At 36.6% G+C, this 19,405-nt stretch carries 19 protein-coding genes; 6 read left to right on the top strand and 13 right to left on the bottom strand.

The features are described from left to right. Positions 1-375: 375 nt before the first annotated feature. From BLR36_RS16750 to chrA, 3 genes are all read right to left on the bottom strand, one after another. Positions 376-2,115 carry an ABC transporter ATP-binding protein gene (locus tag BLR36_RS16750; protein WP_093062882.1) on the bottom strand — a complete coding sequence of 580 codons (1,740 nt, stop codon included), beginning with the start codon at positions 2,113-2,115 and terminating at the stop codon, positions 376-378. Beyond that, on the bottom strand, positions 2,112-3,854 hold the full coding sequence (locus tag BLR36_RS16745) for an ABC transporter ATP-binding protein (protein ID WP_093062881.1): 1,743 nt from the start codon (positions 3,852-3,854) through the stop codon (positions 2,112-2,114). Before BLR36_RS16745 ends, BLR36_RS16750 begins: the two co-directional genes overlap by 4 nt. A gap of 385 nt (positions 3,855-4,239) precedes the next feature. Continuing rightward, positions 4,240-5,397, bottom strand: a complete 1,158-nt coding sequence (gene chrA / locus BLR36_RS16740; RefSeq protein WP_093062880.1) for a chromate efflux transporter — start codon at positions 5,395-5,397, stop codon at positions 4,240-4,242. A gap of 223 nt (positions 5,398-5,620) precedes the next feature. Between chrA and BLR36_RS16735 the strand changes: the two genes are divergently transcribed. The 3 genes from BLR36_RS16735 to BLR36_RS18630 all read left to right on the top strand — a co-directional run bounded on the left by BLR36_RS16735 (position 5,621) and on the right by BLR36_RS18630 (position 8,182). Beyond that, a complete protein-coding gene (locus BLR36_RS16735; RefSeq protein ID WP_254771442.1) occupies positions 5,621-6,958 on the top strand; it encodes a hemolysin family protein in 1,338 nt (445 codons plus the stop codon). A gap of 80 nt (positions 6,959-7,038) precedes the next feature. Beyond that, complete coding sequence (locus BLR36_RS16730) at positions 7,039-7,923, top strand: cation diffusion facilitator family transporter (protein ID WP_093062878.1); 885 nt, start codon at positions 7,039-7,041, stop codon at positions 7,921-7,923. A gap of 7 nt (positions 7,924-7,930) precedes the next feature. After that, positions 7,931-8,182 (top strand): hypothetical protein, encoded by a 252-nt coding sequence (locus BLR36_RS18630; protein ID WP_139185116.1) that lies wholly within the window; start codon positions 7,931-7,933, stop codon positions 8,180-8,182. A gap of 32 nt (positions 8,183-8,214) precedes the next feature. Here the strand turns inward: BLR36_RS18630 and BLR36_RS16725 are convergent, their stop codons facing one another. The 4 genes from BLR36_RS16725 to BLR36_RS16710 all read right to left on the bottom strand — a co-directional run bounded on the left by BLR36_RS16725 (position 8,215) and on the right by BLR36_RS16710 (position 13,860). Further along, positions 8,215-8,862: a response regulator gene (locus BLR36_RS16725; RefSeq protein ID WP_093062877.1), complete on the bottom strand. Its 648-nt coding sequence runs from the start codon at positions 8,860-8,862 to the stop codon at positions 8,215-8,217. Positions 8,863-8,874: 12 nt separating this feature from the next. After that, positions 8,875-9,990: a GAF domain-containing sensor histidine kinase gene (locus BLR36_RS16720; RefSeq protein ID WP_093062876.1), complete on the bottom strand. Its 1,116-nt coding sequence runs from the start codon at positions 9,988-9,990 to the stop codon at positions 8,875-8,877. A gap of 587 nt (positions 9,991-10,577) precedes the next feature. Further along, entirely contained in the window at positions 10,578-12,299 is a 1,722-nt protein-coding gene (locus BLR36_RS16715) for a phospho-sugar mutase (RefSeq protein ID WP_093062875.1), read from the bottom strand. A gap of 19 nt (positions 12,300-12,318) precedes the next feature. Next, the gene (locus BLR36_RS16710; RefSeq protein ID WP_093062874.1) at positions 12,319-13,860 is read right to left on the bottom strand and encodes a carbon-nitrogen hydrolase family protein; all 1,542 of its coding nucleotides are present in this window, start codon (positions 13,858-13,860) and stop codon (positions 12,319-12,321) included. Between the two features lie 129 nt (positions 13,861-13,989). Between BLR36_RS16710 and BLR36_RS16705 the strand changes: the two genes are divergently transcribed. The 3 genes from BLR36_RS16705 to BLR36_RS16695 are packed head-to-tail and all read left to right on the top strand — an operon-like array spanning position 13,990 to position 15,787. Next, entirely contained in the window at positions 13,990-14,415 is a 426-nt protein-coding gene (locus BLR36_RS16705) for a disulfide formation protein C (RefSeq protein ID WP_093062873.1), read from the top strand. After that, a complete protein-coding gene (locus BLR36_RS16700; RefSeq protein WP_093062872.1) occupies positions 14,416-14,886 on the top strand; it encodes a thioredoxin family protein in 471 nt (156 codons plus the stop codon). It abuts the gene before it with no gap. Positions 14,887-14,938: 52 nt separating this feature from the next. Then, positions 14,939-15,787: an RluA family pseudouridine synthase gene (locus BLR36_RS16695; RefSeq protein WP_093062871.1), complete on the top strand. Its 849-nt coding sequence runs from the start codon at positions 14,939-14,941 to the stop codon at positions 15,785-15,787. Positions 15,788-15,996: 209 nt separating this feature from the next. Here the strand turns inward: BLR36_RS16695 and BLR36_RS16690 are convergent, their stop codons facing one another. The 6 genes from BLR36_RS16690 to BLR36_RS16660 all read right to left on the bottom strand — a co-directional run bounded on the left by BLR36_RS16690 (position 15,997) and on the right by BLR36_RS16660 (position 19,184). Beyond that, the gene (locus BLR36_RS16690) at positions 15,997-16,479 is read right to left on the bottom strand and encodes an NUDIX hydrolase (protein ID WP_093062870.1); all 483 of its coding nucleotides are present in this window, start codon (positions 16,477-16,479) and stop codon (positions 15,997-15,999) included. Positions 16,480-16,887: 408 nt separating this feature from the next. Then, positions 16,888-17,439 carry an NUDIX hydrolase gene (locus tag BLR36_RS16680; protein WP_093062868.1) on the bottom strand — a complete coding sequence of 184 codons (552 nt, stop codon included), beginning with the start codon at positions 17,437-17,439 and terminating at the stop codon, positions 16,888-16,890. A 20-nt stretch (positions 17,440-17,459) separates the two neighbouring features. Next, a complete protein-coding gene (locus BLR36_RS16675; protein WP_093062867.1) occupies positions 17,460-17,678 on the bottom strand; it encodes a hypothetical protein in 219 nt (72 codons plus the stop codon). Positions 17,679-17,699: 21 nt separating this feature from the next. Beyond that, positions 17,700-17,975, bottom strand: coding sequence for a hypothetical protein (locus tag BLR36_RS16670; RefSeq protein WP_093062866.1), 276 nt, complete (start codon positions 17,973-17,975; stop codon positions 17,700-17,702). A 157-nt stretch (positions 17,976-18,132) separates the two neighbouring features. Then, positions 18,133-18,963 carry an aldo/keto reductase gene (locus tag BLR36_RS16665; protein ID WP_093062865.1) on the bottom strand — a complete coding sequence of 277 codons (831 nt, stop codon included), beginning with the start codon at positions 18,961-18,963 and terminating at the stop codon, positions 18,133-18,135. A gap of 38 nt (positions 18,964-19,001) precedes the next feature. Continuing rightward, entirely contained in the window at positions 19,002-19,184 is a 183-nt protein-coding gene (locus BLR36_RS16660; RefSeq protein WP_093062864.1) for a hypothetical protein, read from the bottom strand. Between the last annotated feature and the right edge of the window lie 221 nt (positions 19,185-19,405).

Below are 19,405 nucleotides of genomic sequence, written 5' to 3'. Positions count from 1 at the left end.
AGTTTTCTCCCTAACATTGTATGATTCGTTTCACAAAATAATTTCCAAACGATGGGGTCAAGAGTATCATTCAACATATATCCCCTATAAAGGCACAAAAACATGTGTTGTTCCCGCTTGAGTCGCTGCCCGCTGCTCCAATCAGGGTGGTAAATTGTGTTAGTTGGAATTCTAACCGTTTTAGTTGGAAAAATGACTAGCCTAGTTGGAATTTTAATCATTTTAGTTGGAATAATCATAGCTCTAGTTGGAATAGGAAATTAATTCCACACTTTAACTGCAAAAAGAAGATTGAAGGCTACAGAAACCCTCAATCCTCGAATACACATTGTTCAATAAGTAAGCGAACAAAAAAAGGGAGTATCCCCGCATGTGTTACACATGCTGAGACACTCCTGCTTGTAATTTATACATTTGTTCATAGCGACCTTGCAACTGCAATAACTCATCATGAGTTCCACTTTCAACAATTTCCCCACGATCTAGTACTAAAATGCGGTCAGCATTTTTAATCGTAGAAAGACGATGTGCAATAATAAATGTCGTTCTTCCTTTTTTCAAAACGTCCATTGCATGTTGAATAATCTCTTCGGTTTCTGTATCTATATTAGAAGTCGCTTCATCTAATATTAAAATCGCCGGATCAAAAGCAAGAGCTCTAGCAAAAGAAACGAGTTGTCTTTGTCCAGATGATAAGGTGCTCCCTTTCTCGATAACCGGTTCATCCAATCCTTTTTCTAGATTTTTCAACACACGTTCTCCACCAACAGCCTCTAAAGCTGCCTCTACTTTCTCTCGTGAAATACGTGGATCGTTTAAGCTTACATTGGATTCAATCGTTCCTGAGAACAAATAAGGATCCTGCAATACAATGCCCATATGTTCTCGAATCGTTTGTCTCGGTAAAGCTGTTATATCCGTGCCATCTATTAGAATTTTGCCTTTTGAAGGATCATAGAAGCGGAACAACAGGTTCATAATAGAGCTTTTACCAGATCCCGTATGACCTACAAGTGCCACTGTCTCTCCTTTATTTGCTACAAAGTTCAAATTCTTCAAAACATATTCGTCTGCTTTATATGCAAAGGATACATCTTTAAATTCTACATTTCCTTCATAACGCTTCATACGTTCGTCTTTTACTTCTTCTCCAGTTTCATCAAGTAATTGGAACACTCGTTGTCCAGCAACCAAGGATCTTTCCAACTGCGAAAACTGGTTAACTATCCCTGTGATTGGGTTAAATAATCGAGTCGTGTAGTCAACAAATGCATAGAGCATACCTGCTGAAATAATAGTATTTGGCTCTAGAGATAAGCTTCCAAAATACCAGATGAACATGACAAACATAATCGTACGGAGCACACTCACCAAGTTGAATGAAGTTGCTGAGTCTAATGTTAATAACTTTTTCTGATAGCGATAATGTTCTTCATTCATTTCCTCAAATTCGTGCTCCATTTGCTTTTCGCGTTTAAATGCTTGAATAATGGACATCCCTTGAATGGATTCATTGAGCATGGCATTTAAGTCAGCGATTTTTGTTCGAACAATATGATTATATTTGGATGCATATTTTCGATAAGCAATCATCCACACATACACAATTGGAACAACAAATAATGCCATTGCAGCCATTTGTACATTTAAGATGAACAAAGCGACGTAAACCCCTGCAATTGAAATAATACTTGTGGCAAACTGAGAAAGTACTTGCACATACAAGTTACGAATTGCTTCTGTATCATTCGTAACACGTGCTACAACTTTTCCAGCTGGTAGGTTATCAAAATACTGTATTGGCAATGTTTGCGTATGTTGAAAAACATCATTTCGAAGCTTTTGCACAACTCGGTTTGCACCAATCTGTAAATTGATAAACATAAAATATCTAAACACTGCTGTTACAATCGCTAAGCCGAAGTAAACAGCCAACAGCATTAATATAGGCTGAAGATTAATAGCTCCTTCGGTAATATGGTCGTCGATAATTTTCTTCGCAATGAATGGACCAGTTAAATCTGCGAACACTGCAATAGTTAAAAAGATTAGACCAAGAATAATTGGCTTTTTATAAATTAACGCATAATGGTAGAGTCGTTTTCCTGTACTCATGACGACACCCCCTCAAGCTGTTGACGATCATATTGTTCTTTGTACCAACCATTTTGTGCAAGAAGTTCTTCATGAGAGCCTTCCTCTACAATGAGACCTTCATCTAATACGATAATATGGTCCGCATGCTGGATACCTGATAATCGATGCGTCGTAATAATTGTTGTCTTTCCACTACGTTCATTTTGAATATTTTCGATAATTTTAGCCTCTGTTTTTGCGTCTACTGCTGAAAGAGAATCATCTAACAGTAAAATTTCTGGGTTCTTAATAAGTGCACGTGCTATAGATACACGTTGTTTTTGACCACCAGATAAGGATACCCCTTTTTCTCCAACTAACGTTTCTAAGCCCATTGGTAAATTCATTAAATCTTGCTGGAAATGTGCTAAACGAATTGCTTCTTCTAGCTCATCCTCCGTTGCATCCTCTTTACCAAAAAGAATATTTTGGCGAATCGTTCTAGAAAACAGCACGTGGTCCTGTGGAACATAACCAATCCATTCTAGTACTTGATCTTTTGTTTGTGCTGAAATGGCCGTATCGCCTATTGTTAACTGACCCACTCCAATTGGATACTCCTTTAGTAATTGCTTCATAAAGGTAGTTTTTCCAGAACCGGTTTTCCCTACAATTCCTAAGGTTTGACCTTTCTGTAAATTCACTCGAATATTTTGCAAATTTTTTACTTGAGACAATGGGTATTGGAACCCAACATCCTCGAAGCCAATAGAATTCACACTATTTAGCTGTACTGGTGAAGTAGGATCTTTTACATCCTGGTCGTAGTCTAATGTTTCTTGCACTCGATCAAGCGAGGCATTTCCACGTTGCATAACATTGATAAGCTCACCGATTGCAAACATCGGCCAAATCGCCATCCCTAAGTAGACGTTAAAAGTGATTAAATTTCCAACCGTCATTTCACCCTTTGATACTAAATAAGATCCGTAACCTAAGGCAACGACATAACTAATACCAGTTCCGACCTTAGTAATCGGTCCAAAAAGGGCATCAATTCGTTCCACGACCATATTTTTTTCATAAACCTCTTCGCTCATATCGGCGAATTTTTGTTCTTCCGCTCTTTCCTGGACATATGCGCGAATAACACGAACTCCAGCAACAGATTCTAAAACTCGGTCATTTAAATCACCAAATGCATCCTGTGCAACCATATACTTTTCGTGAATAATCTTTCCAAGATATTGCATGATAAATGCTAAAATAGGTATTGGTAATATTGCAAAAAAAGTAAGCTTCCATGAAATGATAAAGCCCATTGCAAGTATAAGTGCTGCCATATACATCGTTGAATCGATCAATGTCATAATTCCAAATCCTGCTGTTGTTGCTACCGCATTTAAATCATTTGTTGCACGGGCCATTAAATCTCCCGTACGATTTTTTTCATAAAATGTAGGTGTCATATTCAAAAATTTCAAGTTTAACTTCGAACGTAATATACGCTCAATCGTTATCGAGCCACCAAATAATTGGTATTGCCAAATAAAATTTAGTGCATAACCTACAAAAATTATTCCCACAAAATAAAGAACATATTGCATTAACGACTCTTTTGTCATTGCACCCGTTGTTATGGAATCGATTGCTTCACCAACTAACCAGGGTGGTAAAACCTCAAATGCACTAGCAATTATTAATATACTAACTGCTACTGTATAACGCTTCCAATGATCTTTAAAAAACCATTTCAATTTAAATAAAACAGAAAACATTGTCTAATCCCTCATTTCTTCTTTCTACACTGTACTTCTTAGCTATCCACCTTCAAGAGATTCCTTCATTAAAATTTGCTTTTTCCGTTGAATTTTCATATCCTACACTCCTTTTTGAATTTTCACACCAAAATATGGAAATAAAAAGACGTAAAAAAGCGCATTACCCAACTAGAGGTAATGCGCTTTAATAGTAGACAATACAATACGAATACGTAAATGTCTGTTATTAAATCATTTCCGGTCTAATGGTAGGTATGAAAAACTTATTGTATTATTAGCTTTAACTTTTAAACGAATCATTTTGTCATACCTCCATTTCCATTTTTTTGTGTATATTAACAGTAGCATACTGAAAATTTAATTGTCAATACTTTTTGAATTTTTATAAAGCATGAACAATTGCACCTAACAAAACACTAACGATTACTACTTTAAATGGTGCTAATTTGTAGACTACTAAAAGAGTAAATGTCACTAATACAATAACAAAATCAATCGGACTCTTCACAGCACTCGTGAATACTGGATCGTAAAGTGCCGCTAGAAGTATTCCTACAACCGCTGCATTAACGCCTTTTAATGCAGCTTGAATCCCTTTTTTAGAACGAATAATAGACCAAAATGGCAGTGTCCCAATGACCAACAAAAAGGATGGTAAAAACATGGCAAACACAGCTAATAAAGCTCCACCTGTACCAGCAGTTATTTGTCCTAAAAACCCAGCAATTGTGAATAATGGACCAGGTACTGCCTGTGCCGCTCCGTACCCTGTGAGGAACATATCTGCAGATACATCTACCTCTCTTTGCAGCATTGGTAATACAACATGCCCGCCACCAAAGACAATCGATCCAACTCGATAATATGTATCGAAAATAGTGTAATAGACAGATTGTACAAAAGGCTTTAACAAAGGTACTAAAACGAGCAACAGAAAAAACAGACTCCAGCTAATTATTCCCGTCTTTTTCCCAAAGCTAAGCTTCATCTCTGGAGCAGCCTCTATTGTTTCATTTTTAAAATAAATATAACCAAAAACGCCTGCAGCAACAATAATTACTATTTGTCCAATCGCAGTAGGAATAAGCAACGTGAGTATAGCGCATGCTATGGCAATAGAAATTCTTATACGATCTGGTGCCAATGTTTTTTGCATTCCAATTAACGCATGCGCTACAACAGCTACAGCCACTATTTTTAAACCTTGAATCCATCCACTATCAAAAGAACCTGAACTCGAAATAACTGCAGCAAATAGCATTAAAAGTATTACAGATGGCATCGTAAAGCCTAGCCAAGAAATAATACCTCCTAATATTCCTCCTCTTAATAAACCAATTGAAATCCCCACTTGGGAGGAGGCTGGACCAGGTAAAAACTGGCATAATGCAACGATATCTGCGTACAATTTGTCATCTAGCCATTTTCTCTTTTCCACATACTCATCACGAAAATACCCTATATGGGCAGCTGGTCCTCCAAAGGATGTTAAACCTAGCTTAGTAGATGCTTTTAATATTTCTATATACTTATTTTTCATCAAGAACCTCCCATAATTATATTAATCTCTATTATCTAATATTCTTCATTGCAGTGATATTAAGCTTTTGTAAAAATTGATAATCGAATATATGTATTTAAAGTAGAAAGATTTGTAATTTCATTTTATATATTTTATTATTAAACGTATAAACTATTTTTTAGAAAACAGGAGGTGTACACTTTGTCTTACCCCTCATTTGGGTTAGGGACAAAGTAATTATTTGGACATAGCCATACGATTGACAGCATTTGCTGTCTTAATCGCATTCACTGCATTTTTCGTTGCGAGTGAGTTTGCAATTGTAAAAGTAAGAACTACAAGAATTGATCAGCTTATAGCTGAAGGGAACACTAAGGCGATAAATGCCAAAAAAGTAGTTTCCAATTTGGATGAATATCTTTCTGCATGTCAGCTTGGAATAACCATAACAGCTTTAGGGCTAGGTTGGCTCGGAGAACCGACAATAGAACGGATTCTACATCCGGCATTTAATTATTTTGAGCTCCCAGAGAGTGTTGCCTCTTTACTTTCATTTATTATTGCATTCTCTCTTGTAACATATATTCATGTAGTTGTAGGAGAGTTAACACCAAAGACATTCGCCATTCAAAGATCCGAACAGATTACATTAGCAGTAGCAAAATCGCTTATCATTTTTGATAAACTTATGTATCCAGTAATTCATGGGATGAATGGTTCCGCACGATTCTTAGCAACTAAAGTATTTGGTTTAGATGCGGTATCAGAGTCAGAGGTAGCCCATTCCGAAGAAGAGCTTCGTATGATTCTTTCCGAAAGTTTCAAAGGCGGAGAGATCAACCAAGCCGAGTACAAATACGTAAATAAGATTTTCGAATTTGATGATCGCATTGCCAAAGAAATAATGGTTCCACGTACAGAGATAACTTCAATCGATAAAGATTTTACGTTAGATGAAGTATTTCAACTTATCGGAGTCGAGCAGTTTACGAGATATCCGGTAACTGATGGAGATAAAGACCATATTATTGGACTTGTTAATATGAAAAACTTATTAACCGCATATATTAAAGATCCTACAAATGCAACCACTCCAGTAAGTGATTATATGCAACCGATTATCCGTGTTATTGAGAATATGCCAATCGCCGATCTATTACTTAAGATTCAACGTGAACGTATCCATATGGCAATCTTAATGGATGAATACGGTGGAACATCTGGACTTGTAACTATTGAAGATATTATCGAAGAAATCGTAGGCGATATTCGGGATGAGTTCGATACCGATGAACTTCCAGAAGTTCAAAAGTTAGCGGAGAATCATTATATTGTCGATGCGAAAATGTTAATCGAAAACGTAAACGACTTACTAAGTATAGATATCGACGAAGAGGATATAGATACTATAGGCGGTTGGTTTATGACCAAAAGCTATGAAACCGTAAAAGGTGAAAAAATTCTAGAACAAGGCTTTGAGTTCATGATAAAAGAGATTGATGGGCATCATATTCAATACTTAGAGATCATTAAAAGTGAGCCGCCTGTTGAAGAACCTGAACCTATAGAAGAACAATAAAATCCATTATAGATAACAAAAACGACTCTCATCTGAGGGTCGTTTTCCTATGTCTATAATTGTTGAAATGAGGAAACAATGTGGAGCTATATACAAACTTACGTGAAGGGGAAAAAGGTGCTTGGATAAGTATTACCATTTATCTGTTATTAAGCACAATTAAGCTAACCATTGGTATAGTTGGTTCCTCCGAGGCCTTAAAAGCAGATGGACTAAATAATTTTACAGATATCATTGCCTCTGTCGCTATACTAATCGGACTGCGTATTTCTCAAAAGCCACCAGATAGTCATCATCAATATGGACATTTACGTGCAGAAACCATTGCTTCCCTCGTTGCTGCATTCATTATGGCATTTATCGGAATCCAAGTACTTATTCAAGCGATACAACATCTTGCTAACCCTATCAAGGAAACTCCTTCACTTTTAACCGCAGTTGTTGGACTCCTTAGTGCTATTATCATGTACATTGTCTATCGATATAATTTGCGGCTTAGTAATCGTATTAATAGTGCTGCCTTAAAAGCTGCCGCTTATGATAATCGATCTGATGCATTAGTCAGTATCGGTGCAACTATCGGGATTGTCGGATCTATTTTAGGCTTCCCACTTTTAGATGGAATAACTGCCCTTTTAGTTGGGATTATCATTATTTATACCGCTTATACTATTTTTCATGATGCTGCTTATACATTGTCTGATGGCTTTAATGTGGACGAAGCCGAATCCCTCTCTACAATAGTGAGGCATGTCGAGGGTGTCGATGAGTTAACGGACTTTAAAGCAAGAATGCATGGAAATTTGATGTTTGTCGATATTACCGTAACTGTGAATCCTAATTTGAATGTGGTCAATAGCCATCGCATCACAGAGGAAATAGAACAACGAATTATGAAGGTCAAGCCGTTTTCCGTGGTATTGGTACATATTGAACCTAATATGGACATGTTTGCTGAAAAGTAAGTTGTTTTTGTGGTCGATCGATTATTGGGGCTCATCGATCGATTATTCCGGTCCATTGATCGGTTATTCGACTCCATCGATCGGTTATTCCACCTCATCGATCGATTATGAGGAATTATTGACTATTACGCCATATTCGCAACTTTCGAATGCGTTTGTGCAACATACAGTTCGATATGCACAACTTTTTAATGTTCTATCTTTTGAACGAATAATTTCTAGTTGGTGGATGGCCTATACTAACAAAAAAGCACGGTAGATCGCATTGTCATTGCGACTCTCCGTGCTTTTTTATTGTCCACTCGGCTCTGTTAATCCGTGCTTTACTGCATATAGAGCGGCTTGTGTACGGTCTTGAACATTTAGCTTGGCAAATATGTTGGAAATATGTGTTTTTACTGTTTTTTCCGTAACAAACAATGAAGAAGCTATTTCTTTATTGCTTTTTCCTTTCGTTAATTCGGATAATACGTCCTGCTCCCTTGGCGTCAATGGATGTTCCTCATGAGGACTTAGTTCCACCGAATCCCCCTCTTTTTCTAACTGAGTTGTCGCTTCAGGATGTAACGTATTTTCCCCACGCATAAGCTTTCTTATTGCGTCAGCTAAGTCATCAGGTTCTATATCCTTTAACTGATATCCTGCAGCACCCGCTTTTAAAGCAGGAATGACATGGTCTCGATCCGAAAAACTAGTAAGCATTAAAATCTGTATTTCAGGATTACTTTCCTTTATGCGTTTTGTTGCTTCTATTCCATCCATTACGGGCATGACCAAATCCATCAATATTACATCGGGATTTAAGCTTGACGTTAGTTGTACAGCTTCTTTTCCATTGGTAGCCTCTCCTACAATATCCATATCCTTTTGTGTTTTTAGAAAAAACATTAACCCTCTTCTTACAACATGATGATCATCTGCAATAAGTACACGTATCATAATAACTCCCTCCTAGTAAGGCAATCTTACTAATATCTCTGTTCCTTTACCCCACTCCGTTACCCAATCGACGGTTCCACCTACAAAGTTTGCCCGATCTTTCATGCTTTGGAGACCGATCGAGCGTAGTTTTTTAGGTTCTTTCATATGAAATCCACAGCCCTCATCTTTTACAACCAATAAAACATCTGTAGAAGTAACAGTTAAATATAGTTCTGCTTGGAGTACACCAGCATGCTTTCGAATATTATTCAGTGCTTCCTGAGCAATTCGAAACAGTGTTTCTTCAATGATTGTCGGTAGGTTAATGACCCCTTTTACCTTCACAGTCAATGAAAGTCCCAAAATTTCTCCATACCCTTTCAGACCTTCGATAATTCCTGATTCCACCCCTTTTGGTCGAAGCTGCCAAATGAGTGCACGCATTTCTGTGAGTGCTTCCTGAGTTAAATATTGAATTTCTTTAAATGTATTTTTTATTTCCTGCTGCTCTGTCATTTCAACCCCGCCACGAGCAGTTAAAGTTACAGAAAATAATAGTTGGTTCACCGAGTCATGTAGATCTCGTGCAAGTCTGTTCCGTTCTTGTACTAGGGCTACCTGCTGCTCCTGCCTAGTGAGTAATATTCGCTTTATGGCTGAACCAATTTGAAATGCAACTGATTCTAGTAAGGCAAGCTCACCCTCTGAAAAGCGTACAGTGTTTGGTGTTGCAACATTTAATAAGCCAAAGCTTTCTTGTCCTGATTGTAATGGTACAGTCGCATGATGTGTAATACCACCACTATCCTCATTACTCTGCTTTCTAGCATTGACTATCCGTTTACATTCAATAATATTGGAAGCTTTTTTTAGCTCTCCTTTTTGAAACCTGGTAACACACCAGCAGCCGCCTTTTTGCAAATACCTGCAATCATTTTGCTTTAGTGCGTTCGGTAAATTTTCGTGTGCGATTAGCTGTTGCTTTCCTTTTTCATCAATAAAAAATATCCAACCGGTATCAAATAATGTACCTTCTAATAGTTTCTGTAGGGCTCCTTGCAGCATTTGTTCCATTTCTGTTTCTTCATTTAACAATTCCGCTATTTCTTTTAATAATTCTATGTTCGAGAGTTCATTTGATCGCATGTAAACTCCTCCATGTAAGTAGTTCATCTTACTCCATATTATCACTTATCTACTTTTCGCTGTAGATTATGGACGTCATACTTTTGACCGAAAAAGAAACCGACATAAAGACGCTCGATTTTTTAAAGGTAAAAACCTGTTTCTATCGTTTTCGAAGGATTTGGTCAGACTTTTTGCTATAAGATTACCAAGTGAAAAAAGAGAGGATAGTTTTAACAGACGTCACAACTATCCTCTCTTTTTTCGCTAATCTTACGGCATTGGTCTGCCCGTCGCACTTCTACAACTCTTTTTTGGATAACTAGAGAAAAGAACCGTTCCTATTCATAGTAGAAGCTCACGAAGATGCAATTTCGTTCGCTATTTCGCTTCTGTATTTAGTGAACACTTACTATTTTTCTTTATTTCCACTACTATAAAAGAAAATCTCTTTTCTTATCTTTCTTTGTATAATAGCATTTCAATTTCAAAACGATTCAAATAACTTAATCACGCTCTATGGATTACTAAGTTCAAGAAACAAGATTTTATACTTTATTAATCTATTAAAAAACAGGAAAAGCAATTTCACTTTTCCTGTTTCTCTATTAATCTATTAAGTATTGATTCATCTTCAAAGAAAAATCATCTTGGAGGGCTTTTAGTTTTTCTGAGCTTTCTGCTTCTGATCCACTAAGCACCCCATAATAATATTTAATCTTAGGTTCGGTTCCACTTGGTCTTACACAAACCCATGAACCGTCTGCTAGGAAGTACTTAATAACATTCGATTTTGGCAGGAATATCTCCTCTGTTTCTCGTCCATCCGTAAATGTTCTTTCGGAATGCAAGTAATCCTCTTGAGAAAGAACACTAATTCCTGCAATCTCTGTAATAGTATTTGTACGAAGTTGTTTTAGTAAATTTTGAATAGCATTTACTCCACTTACCCCTTTTTTCGTAACAGATTGAAGACCTTCCAAATAGTAACCATGTCTTTCATATAACTGGGCCAATACTTGGAGAATTGTCATCCCTTGTTTTTTATAATAGGCAGCTGCTTCAACTATTGCTAAAACACTTTGCACAGCATCTTTATCGCGTGCGAAATCTTTTATCAAATAGCCATAGCTTTCCTCATAGCCAAATAAAAACTGAAATTCTTTCGTCTCTTCGTATTGTTTAATCTTTTCTCCGATAAATTTGAAGCCAGTTAACACATCTTCTGTGCTTACTCCGTAATATTCTGTTATTACTCTTCCTAGATCAGAGGTAACTATTGTTTTAAACACACGTCCATTGGCTGGAATATTTCCTTTTTCTTTAAGCTGTGACAGCAAGTATTCAATGAGAATGGCTCCGGTTTGATTGCCTGTTAAAAGCTTATAACCGGAAGTCGCTTTAACAGCAATTCCTACACGGTCTCCATCAGGATCGACTGCTATTAAAAGATCTGCATCGTTTTTTTCCCCGTGCAATATAGCGTATTCAAAGGCACTTTGCTCCTCTGGATTTGGAGATTCTACTGTGGGAAACTCTCCATCTGGCTCCATTTGCTCCTCTACATAATAAATATGATTGTAGCCAACCTCATTTAATATATGTTGAACTGTTGTACCAGATGCCCCATGTAAAGGAGTGAATACTACTTTCAAGTCTGAAGAGGTTGCGAATTCTTCGTTTTCCTGCACAGTTTTTAATGCATCCATATAGGCTTGATCCAGTTGTCCATCTAATTGAATGATCAATTCTTTGTCGGGGTTTCGTTGATCGATATGAAGTGCATCCCCTGCATCGTTCACATGCTCGATAACGACTTCTGCATCAGCTAAATTCAACTGCGCCCCGTCCTCTCCGTAAACCTTGTAGCCGTTATAATCTGGCGGATTATGACTCGCTGTTATGACAATTCCCATGAATGCATTTAAATGTCTAACGGAAAATGACAGCTGGGGTGTCGTTCTAGGCTCCATATATAAATATGCTTTAATCCCATTGGAGGCAAGTGTATTGGCAGCTTCACGTGCAAACTCTGGAGAAAACCTGCGACTATCGTACGCAATGACTACCCCACGCTCCATCGCTTCTGCTCCAGCACCTTTTATATAAGATGCTAATCCAGTAGTTGCTTTTCGAACAGTATATGTATTTATACGATTCGTACCAGCTCCGATTTCGCCACGCATCCCACCTGTTCCAAATTCTAAATCGCGGTAGAAGGCATCTTCAATTTGTTTTTCATCCTTTGCAATGAACTGAAGATTCTCTTTCCAAATAGATTCTAGATCAGTGTAGTTATTCCACTGATCATATAGTTGTCTATATCGCATATTTATGAACTCCTCTCCATCACTTTTTATATTCCACACTGTATATATCACGTCGTCTGTCTTTTAACTGCTTGACTGTACCATCTTGACGTTGGCGACGAAGGATTTCTAAATCGACATCACCTATTAAGACCATTTCCACATTCGGCTCCGTTTCTCCTACAATGCCGTCACGTGCAAATTCAAAATCAGACGGTGCGAAAATAGCAGACTGAGCATATTGGATATCCATATTTTCTGTTTGCGGTAAGTTTCCAACAGTCCCTGAAATTACTGTATAGATTTGATTTTCAACTGCCCGTGCCTGCGCACAATAGCGAACACGTAGATAACCTTGACGATCCTCTGTACAAAATGGCGAGAAAATAATATTCGCACCCATATCAGTTGCAATGCGTGCTAGCTCTGGAAACTCTATATCATAGCAAATTTGAATGGCGATTTTACCACAATCCGTATCAAATACTTGTACAGAATCACCCGCACTAATCCCCCACCATTTACGTTCGTTTGGAGTAATATGGATTTTATATTGCTTGTCAATTGCACCATCTCGATGGAACAAATAGGCGATATTATATATTTCTTCATTTTCTTCTTCCACAAAGTGGGAGCCCGCGATAATATTAATATTATAACGGATCGATAAATCTGAAAATAACTCCATATATTGCGGTGTATATTCCGTCAATTTGCGAACAGCCTGGCTAGGAGATGGCTCATTCAGGAAAGACATTAACTGTGTTGTAAAGATTTCCGGGAACACGACAAAATCAGATTGGGCATCAGAAGCCACGTCAACAAAATACTCGCATTGGTTAGCGAACTCTTCAAATGAATTAATTTTACGCATCATGTATTGTACTGCACAAATCCGTACAGGATAGCTTGTTTTGAAATGTCGTTTCGAAAGTGGAATATAATCAATATTGTTCCACTCCATCAGAGTTGCATATTTTGCAGATGCTTTATCGTCCGGTAGATAGTTTGGGTTAATACGCATTAACGTAAAGCCATTCATTAATTGGAACGTTAAAACTGGATCATATATTTTATGGCGAGAAACAGATGTTACATACTCTCTTGGAGACATCTCTTCTGCAAATTTATGATAGTTTGGAATACGCCCACCAATAATAATTGACTTTAGATTAAACTGCCTTGCAATATCTTTTCTGCCTTCATATAAACGCTGTCCAACCTTCATACGTCTATATTCAGGGTGCACCATTACTTCAATTCCATATAAATTATATCCTTCTGGATTATGATTAGTTATATAACCTTTGTCTGTCACATCCGACCAAGAATGGCGGTCGTCATACTCATCAAAATTGATAATAAGACTTGAACAGGAACCAATTACCTTTCCATCCAACTCAGCAACCAGCTGTCCTTCTGGAAAAATAGTTAAGTGACTACGTAGATGAGCTACCTGCCATGGTTCCATACCAGGAAAACATAAACGCTGAATTTCTAAAATTGACTCTATATCGGAGAAAGACATTTGTCTTATAATCATGCTTTGTTCAAACGGTGATAAATCAAATTCTTCAGTCATTTTATCGGCTCCTCTTTATATAAGTAACTTTCATTATATAGTTCTTTTCGCTGCAGTTAAAATATTTTACTTGTATTTAAAGAAGGATTATACTTTTATTTGAGTTCAAAGTAATTTAAAGGAGTTCCTATGACAAAAAAACTAGAAAATCTACTACTATTTATGTGGACAGTTGCCTTGACCGCAACACTAGGATCTCTCTATTTTTCAGAGATAAGAGGGTACGAGCCTTGTGATTTATGTTGGTATCAACGGATACTCATGTATCCACTTGTGCTAGTATTGGGGATTGCATATGTTCAAAAAAATCCGAGAATCGCTATGACCACACTTGCATTTTCGGTGATCGGTGGATGTATTTCTGCCTATCATTATAGCATTCAAAAGCTTTCTTTTATGCAGGAAGCTGCACCAGCCTGTGGAAGAGTGCCTTGTACGGGGCAATATATTAATTATGCAGGATTTATCACTATTCCATTTTTAGCGCTTATTGCATTTATTTTGATCGCGATTACAAGTGTTATCGTATTGAAGACTATCAAGGAGGAAAATTAATTGAAAAAGCTACTTATATTTGGTGGGGTTATCGTCGCAGTCTTTGTGTTAATCTTTGTTTTAAACTCACAGAAAAACAAGGACGCATTAGCTAATAATCCGTACGATACCGACGATTTAAGACAATCTACTATCGATTTAATCGATGATCCAAACTACCAAAACATTATTTTACCAGATGAATTGGAAAAGAAGATCGCTACTGGAGAACCTGTTACAGCTTACTTCTTCAGCCCGGAATGTGTACATTGTCAGGAGATGACTCCACGTCTTACACCACTTGCTGAAAAAAATGATATTGAAATTGTGAAATACAATGTACTTGAGTATGAAGAAGGTTGGAACGTCTATGGCATCAAAGCTACACCAACGATGATTTATTTTGAAAATGGCAAAGAAGTTGTACGAGTAGAAGGCGCTATTTCTAATAATCAAATTCAAGGATTCTTTGATCAAGTCGTTTTAAAATAACCAAAAGGGTCTTGTCTAGTAGACAGGACCTTTTTTTAAAAGGAGCAAAAAAATGATTCATACATTTACGTATACTGTACAAGAAGATGGCTTAACAATAGATAGTCTTTTCCAAAAGAAATGGAAACTCGGCAAAAAGTTAATACATGAGTTACGTATGCAAAAGGCGGTCAGCAATACAAGTGGAGAACTTCTACAATGGAAACTTCCTAACAAAAAAGGAGATGTACTTGTGATTAAATGGGAAGGAGAATCTTCTAACTATCTTCTTTCCGATCAAATTCCATTGTATGTTGCGTATGAAGATGAGTATTTATTAATCGCTTCTAAACCACGTGGTGTAGCAACTCATCCAAATGAAGAGGGGCAAAACCATACCTTTATGAACACAGTGACAAATTATTTACATAGTAAAGGTCATCATTACGGAGAACATGTACATCGTATCGATGAAGGCACAAAGGGTTTAATCGTCATTGCAAAAAATCCACTTGTCAAAGGCATGCTTGACCGAATGTTAGAAAACAAAACAATCGTCCGCACCTACGAGGCAATTGTAGAAGGACAAGTAAAAAATCAGCATGGCACCATTCGAGCTGCGATAGGTAATGACCGCCATCATCCAACGAGAAAAAGAGTTTCACCATCAGGACAAAATGCGATTACTCATTACGAAGTCGTAGGAAAGCACGAACAGTTCACGAAAATACATGCGATTTTAGAAACTGGACGAACACATCAAATTCGAGTTCATTTAGCTCACTTAGGACATCCAATAGTAGGCGACGAACTATATGGGGCTAAAAAAACACCTACTAAAATGTATGAGCTCCATGCATTTAAAGTCCAATTTAATCATCCAATTACAGGTGAATTGCTAGTTGTGGAAGATAAACGATAAACATGGTTTAACTAATTTGTGACTATTGCAGAAAGCTTGCAAAAGTTTTTCACTAGCATCTTAATGTTGTGAGTAATTGGTTGAGAGTTGCGTATAAGCTGCTGAATGTTGCGCATTTGCTTGCCGGTGTTGCGAGTATATGCCCAAATGTTGCGCAAAGAGAAAAAGTAGAGGAGAGATTTTCGTTTCTCATCTACTTTTTTTAAATTCTAAATATTTTTATCTAACTTTACTTCAAACTGAGGATTCGTCACGTATTCCATATATTTTACCGTGCCATTAAAGTTTTCATATACCTCAAATCTTGTTCTAATAGCAGCTGCAGTAATAAACTCTAGTACTTGCTCCTTCTTAACCCAACGACTCTCTGAAGTTTCCTCGGAGATACTTAACACTCCACCAATGGGCTTACATACAAAATCAAACATTACTTTTGTAGGAACATCCGTAACCTCGTCATACCATTTATATATCCCCGTATTTGAATAAGTTCCTATTAAGTGACCTACCTCAATATCGATTCCACTTTCTTCTTTCACTTCACGAATTAACGCTTCTATAAGATTTTCTCCTACCTCTACTTGTCCACCAGGATAGACCCACCCTCCATGCTGGGTTTTTACTAAAAGAATTTCACCTTGCTCATTTTCAACAATTCCTCCAACAGCAACAATATGTGTAGGCATAATCATTCAAATCTATCCCCTTTATTATTTCTACTCTTTCTTTTTAAGCATAAACCTTACAATTCTCCATCCAATACATGCTGCTCATACTGTCTCCATTTATAAAAATTATAGAAAAATTGGCCAACATACCCCACACAGCATATAATTGTGAAATAAAAATTTACGTTGGTCGACAATACCTCAACTTTATATATAAATAATAGACAGCCGATTAGAACGGGGGCTATCCATAACGTGCGAATCATCTTTCTTCTATAGGTTAGTTTATGATATGCAAATACTAATCCTTTATCTATCTTTTCCTTATTTTTATTCACTTTTGATGAAATATAACTTATACATACACAGATAAGTGAAATTACAATAATTATTAAGATTTCTAAATTAGAAATACTAACACCTCCTTTACTTCTATTGTTTTTTTGAAAGGAAGATCTTTGCCATATAATAGGCATGGGCAGTAAAAAGCTGGGTTTTTATCTCATTCGTTTTTATTAATGAACCTAATAATTCAAAATCCATCAACTGTACATTAATCTCTTCAGTTGCATCTAAATTTTGTTCACCTTGTTTAAATGCATCCAGCAGAAGATAGGTTCTAATTTTGTTATTTTGTGTAGCGGGATTTATCATAAATTCCCCTAGCAAAATTGGCTTCATATATGATACAAAACCAGTTTCTTCTCTAATTTCTCTTATAATCCCTTCTTCGTCAGTCTCATTTTTTTCTTTTTTCCCTGCAGGAATTTCTAAGTAAATATCATTTCCAGCATGTCTATATTGTTCAACAAGTACCACCTGATTTTCCTTTGTAAGTACAATCGCATTTACCCAATCGGAATATTCGTTTACATAATACTCATCGATAACAACCCCATTAGGAAGCTCGCAAGTATCTTTTCTTATATTGCCATAAGGACTTTTATGAACATACTCCGATTTTAACGTTTTCCATTGATTCATATTAATCACCGCTTATTCCTTTATTTCATCATCTCATTAAACATATAAAGATTGTACAATGTAGGGATTAGCAAGCTTGCTGCAAGGCAAATTACCGCTCCAAATTTAGATTGTTTAGTTAAGCGAGCATCATCTTGTTTTAAGTATTGAAAAAAAGTAAGTGTAAAATAGAAGCACATTATAATTAATACTGTAGAAAAGATTCCTAACCAATTTCCAGTTCCCATAAAATTTCCCATATATACACCTCCTGTATTTCGTTACTGAAGAAAAATAGCAATTAAGAAAAACAAGATTCCTAATCCTATTTCTTTTCCTACAATTATCTGACCTTCTTTTTGAAAGTAGCTTTCGACTCCTTCTACAATGAAATTAATACCTAATAATATAAATACTAACTTCACATAGATAATATCGATATCGTTGACAATGGCCATTACTATCATTGCAATCATTAAGACTATCAGTAACACCTTGAGTATTAAGAGTGGCATACTACTCTTTTTCTTCCTCGTCTCTTCGAAAAATATTCTCATTGAATTGACCCCATCTATTATATAATCATCTATATTACTAATACGTAAAAATATGTAATAGGTTTCATTTTTGAGCAATATTTCCATTCTATACAAAAAATCGGTAGTTAAACTTCTTGAAACGAAGTATAACTACCGTGCATGTTTGACTATATTATTAAAAACTAAAATTATCTGGATCTTTACCAGTACGCTCATTTAAATTAAGTGCATCAATATTTTTCATGTCCTCGAATGATAATTCGAAATCATACACATCCATATTTTCTGCGATTCTAGATGGATTTTCTGACTTGGGAATGACGATTAAATCATGCTGTAGATGCCATTTAATCACTATTTGGGCAGTTGTCTTCCCATACTTTCCACTTATACGTTGAAGAGTTGGCTCTTCTAAAATGCGACCTCTTGCAAGTGGTGACCACGAAGTTATCGCGATTCCCTGCTCTGCACAATATGTACGTAAATCATACTGAGTAAGTCGAGGGTGACATTCAATTTGGTTGACCATTGGTTTAACGTTCGCTTTTACGGCAATCGCCTCCAAATGATGCGCATGATGATTTGCTACTCCAGTTGCACGAATTAGCTTTTCATCATAAAGCCGTTCTATTGCCCGATATGTATCTACAAAAGTTTCTTTAACTGGCCAATGGGTTAAATATAAATCTACATAGTCCATACCCAATAGCTCCAGCGATTTTTCAAAAGCTCTGAGTGTTTGATCGTAGCCTTGATCGGTATTCCACACTTTTGTTGTGATGAATATATCCTCTCGTGGAACATCAGAAGCTCGAACAGCCTCGCCAACCTCTTTTTCGTTTGCATACAAACTAGCCGTATCGATATGACGATACCCATAATCTAGCGCCGCTGTTATTGCACTAATAGCAATATCAGATTCTGTCAATTTATATATACCTAAACCAAGTCTTGGCATCTCTATTCCATTAGCTAATTGTTTTGTTGAATGTATATTTAGAGTCATGCTTCTCGTCCTTTCTTATGAGGAAAACGACTGATAAATCAGTCGTTTTCTCTTTTCTTCATGGAAGAAGTATCTTCAGCTTGAGCTGGATCGGATACACGGTTATCCTCTTCTAGCTCTTTGTTGTCCCTCATTCTATCCATCTGTTTTCCTAATAGCTTTATTTCTTCCATATTCGTTGCCATTGAACCGTTCTCTGGACCATTTTTGAATTCATTCATTCCAAAAATCACTCCTTTTCTTTATGTTAGTAGAATATTCCAAAGGTTGCAACATTCAAATGAACGATTTTCGTCAAATTTCATTTTTTCGTATTATTTCTTTTTCAAACAATTTAGGGTATACTAGGTGCAGAATACTATAGAGGAGGCACTCCATATGAAACTAATCCTAATTCTTGGTGTTTGTATTTCATTCCTTGCTGCAATTTTCAAAGCAGGTT

Origin of the sequence: Psychrobacillus sp. OK028 (assembly GCF_900103605.1) — a bacterium.
In the GTDB taxonomy this organism is placed as follows: Bacteria; Bacillota; Bacilli; order Bacillales_A; family Planococcaceae; genus Psychrobacillus.
Note: the sequence above shows the minus strand (reverse complement) of the source record. Positions and strands in the feature narration are given on the sequence as shown.

Coding starts and splice junctions, on each gene's coding strand:
- BLR36_RS16745 (WP_093062881.1), bottom strand. CDS start 3,854: ATGTTTTCTGTTTTATTTAAATTGAAATGGTTTTTTAAAGATCATTGG.
- BLR36_RS16660 (WP_093062864.1), bottom strand. CDS start 19,184: ATGAATGAATTCAAAAATGGTCCAGAGAACGGTTCAATGGCAACGAAT.
- BLR36_RS16675 (WP_093062867.1), bottom strand. CDS start 17,678: ATGGGAAATTTTATGGGAACTGGAAATTGGTTAGGAATCTTTTCTACA.
- BLR36_RS16695 (WP_093062871.1), top strand. CDS start 14,939: ATGATTCATACATTTACGTATACTGTACAAGAAGATGGCTTAACAATA.
- BLR36_RS16670 (WP_093062866.1), bottom strand. CDS start 17,975: ATGAGAATATTTTTCGAAGAGACGAGGAAGAAAAAGAGTAGTATGCCA.
- BLR36_RS16705 (WP_093062873.1), top strand. CDS start 13,990: ATGACAAAAAAACTAGAAAATCTACTACTATTTATGTGGACAGTTGCC.
- BLR36_RS16750 (WP_093062882.1), bottom strand. CDS start 2,115: ATGAGTACAGGAAAACGACTCTACCATTATGCGTTAATTTATAAAAAG.
- chrA (WP_093062880.1), bottom strand. CDS start 5,397: ATGAAAAATAAGTATATAGAAATATTAAAAGCATCTACTAAGCTAGGT.
- BLR36_RS16680 (WP_093062868.1), bottom strand. CDS start 17,439: ATGAATCAATGGAAAACGTTAAAATCGGAGTATGTTCATAAAAGTCCT.
- BLR36_RS16690 (WP_093062870.1), bottom strand. CDS start 16,479: ATGATTATGCCTACACATATTGTTGCTGTTGGAGGAATTGTTGAAAAT.
- BLR36_RS16710 (WP_093062874.1), bottom strand. CDS start 13,860: ATGACTGAAGAATTTGATTTATCACCGTTTGAACAAAGCATGATTATA.
- BLR36_RS16715 (WP_093062875.1), bottom strand. CDS start 12,299: ATGCGATATAGACAACTATATGATCAGTGGAATAACTACACTGATCTA.
- BLR36_RS16720 (WP_093062876.1), bottom strand. CDS start 9,990: ATGCGATCAAATGAACTCTCGAACATAGAATTATTAAAAGAAATAGCG.
- BLR36_RS16725 (WP_093062877.1), bottom strand. CDS start 8,862: ATGATACGTGTACTTATTGCAGATGATCATCATGTTGTAAGAAGAGGG.
- BLR36_RS16665 (WP_093062865.1), bottom strand. CDS start 18,963: ATGACTCTAAATATACATTCAACAAAACAATTAGCTAATGGAATAGAG.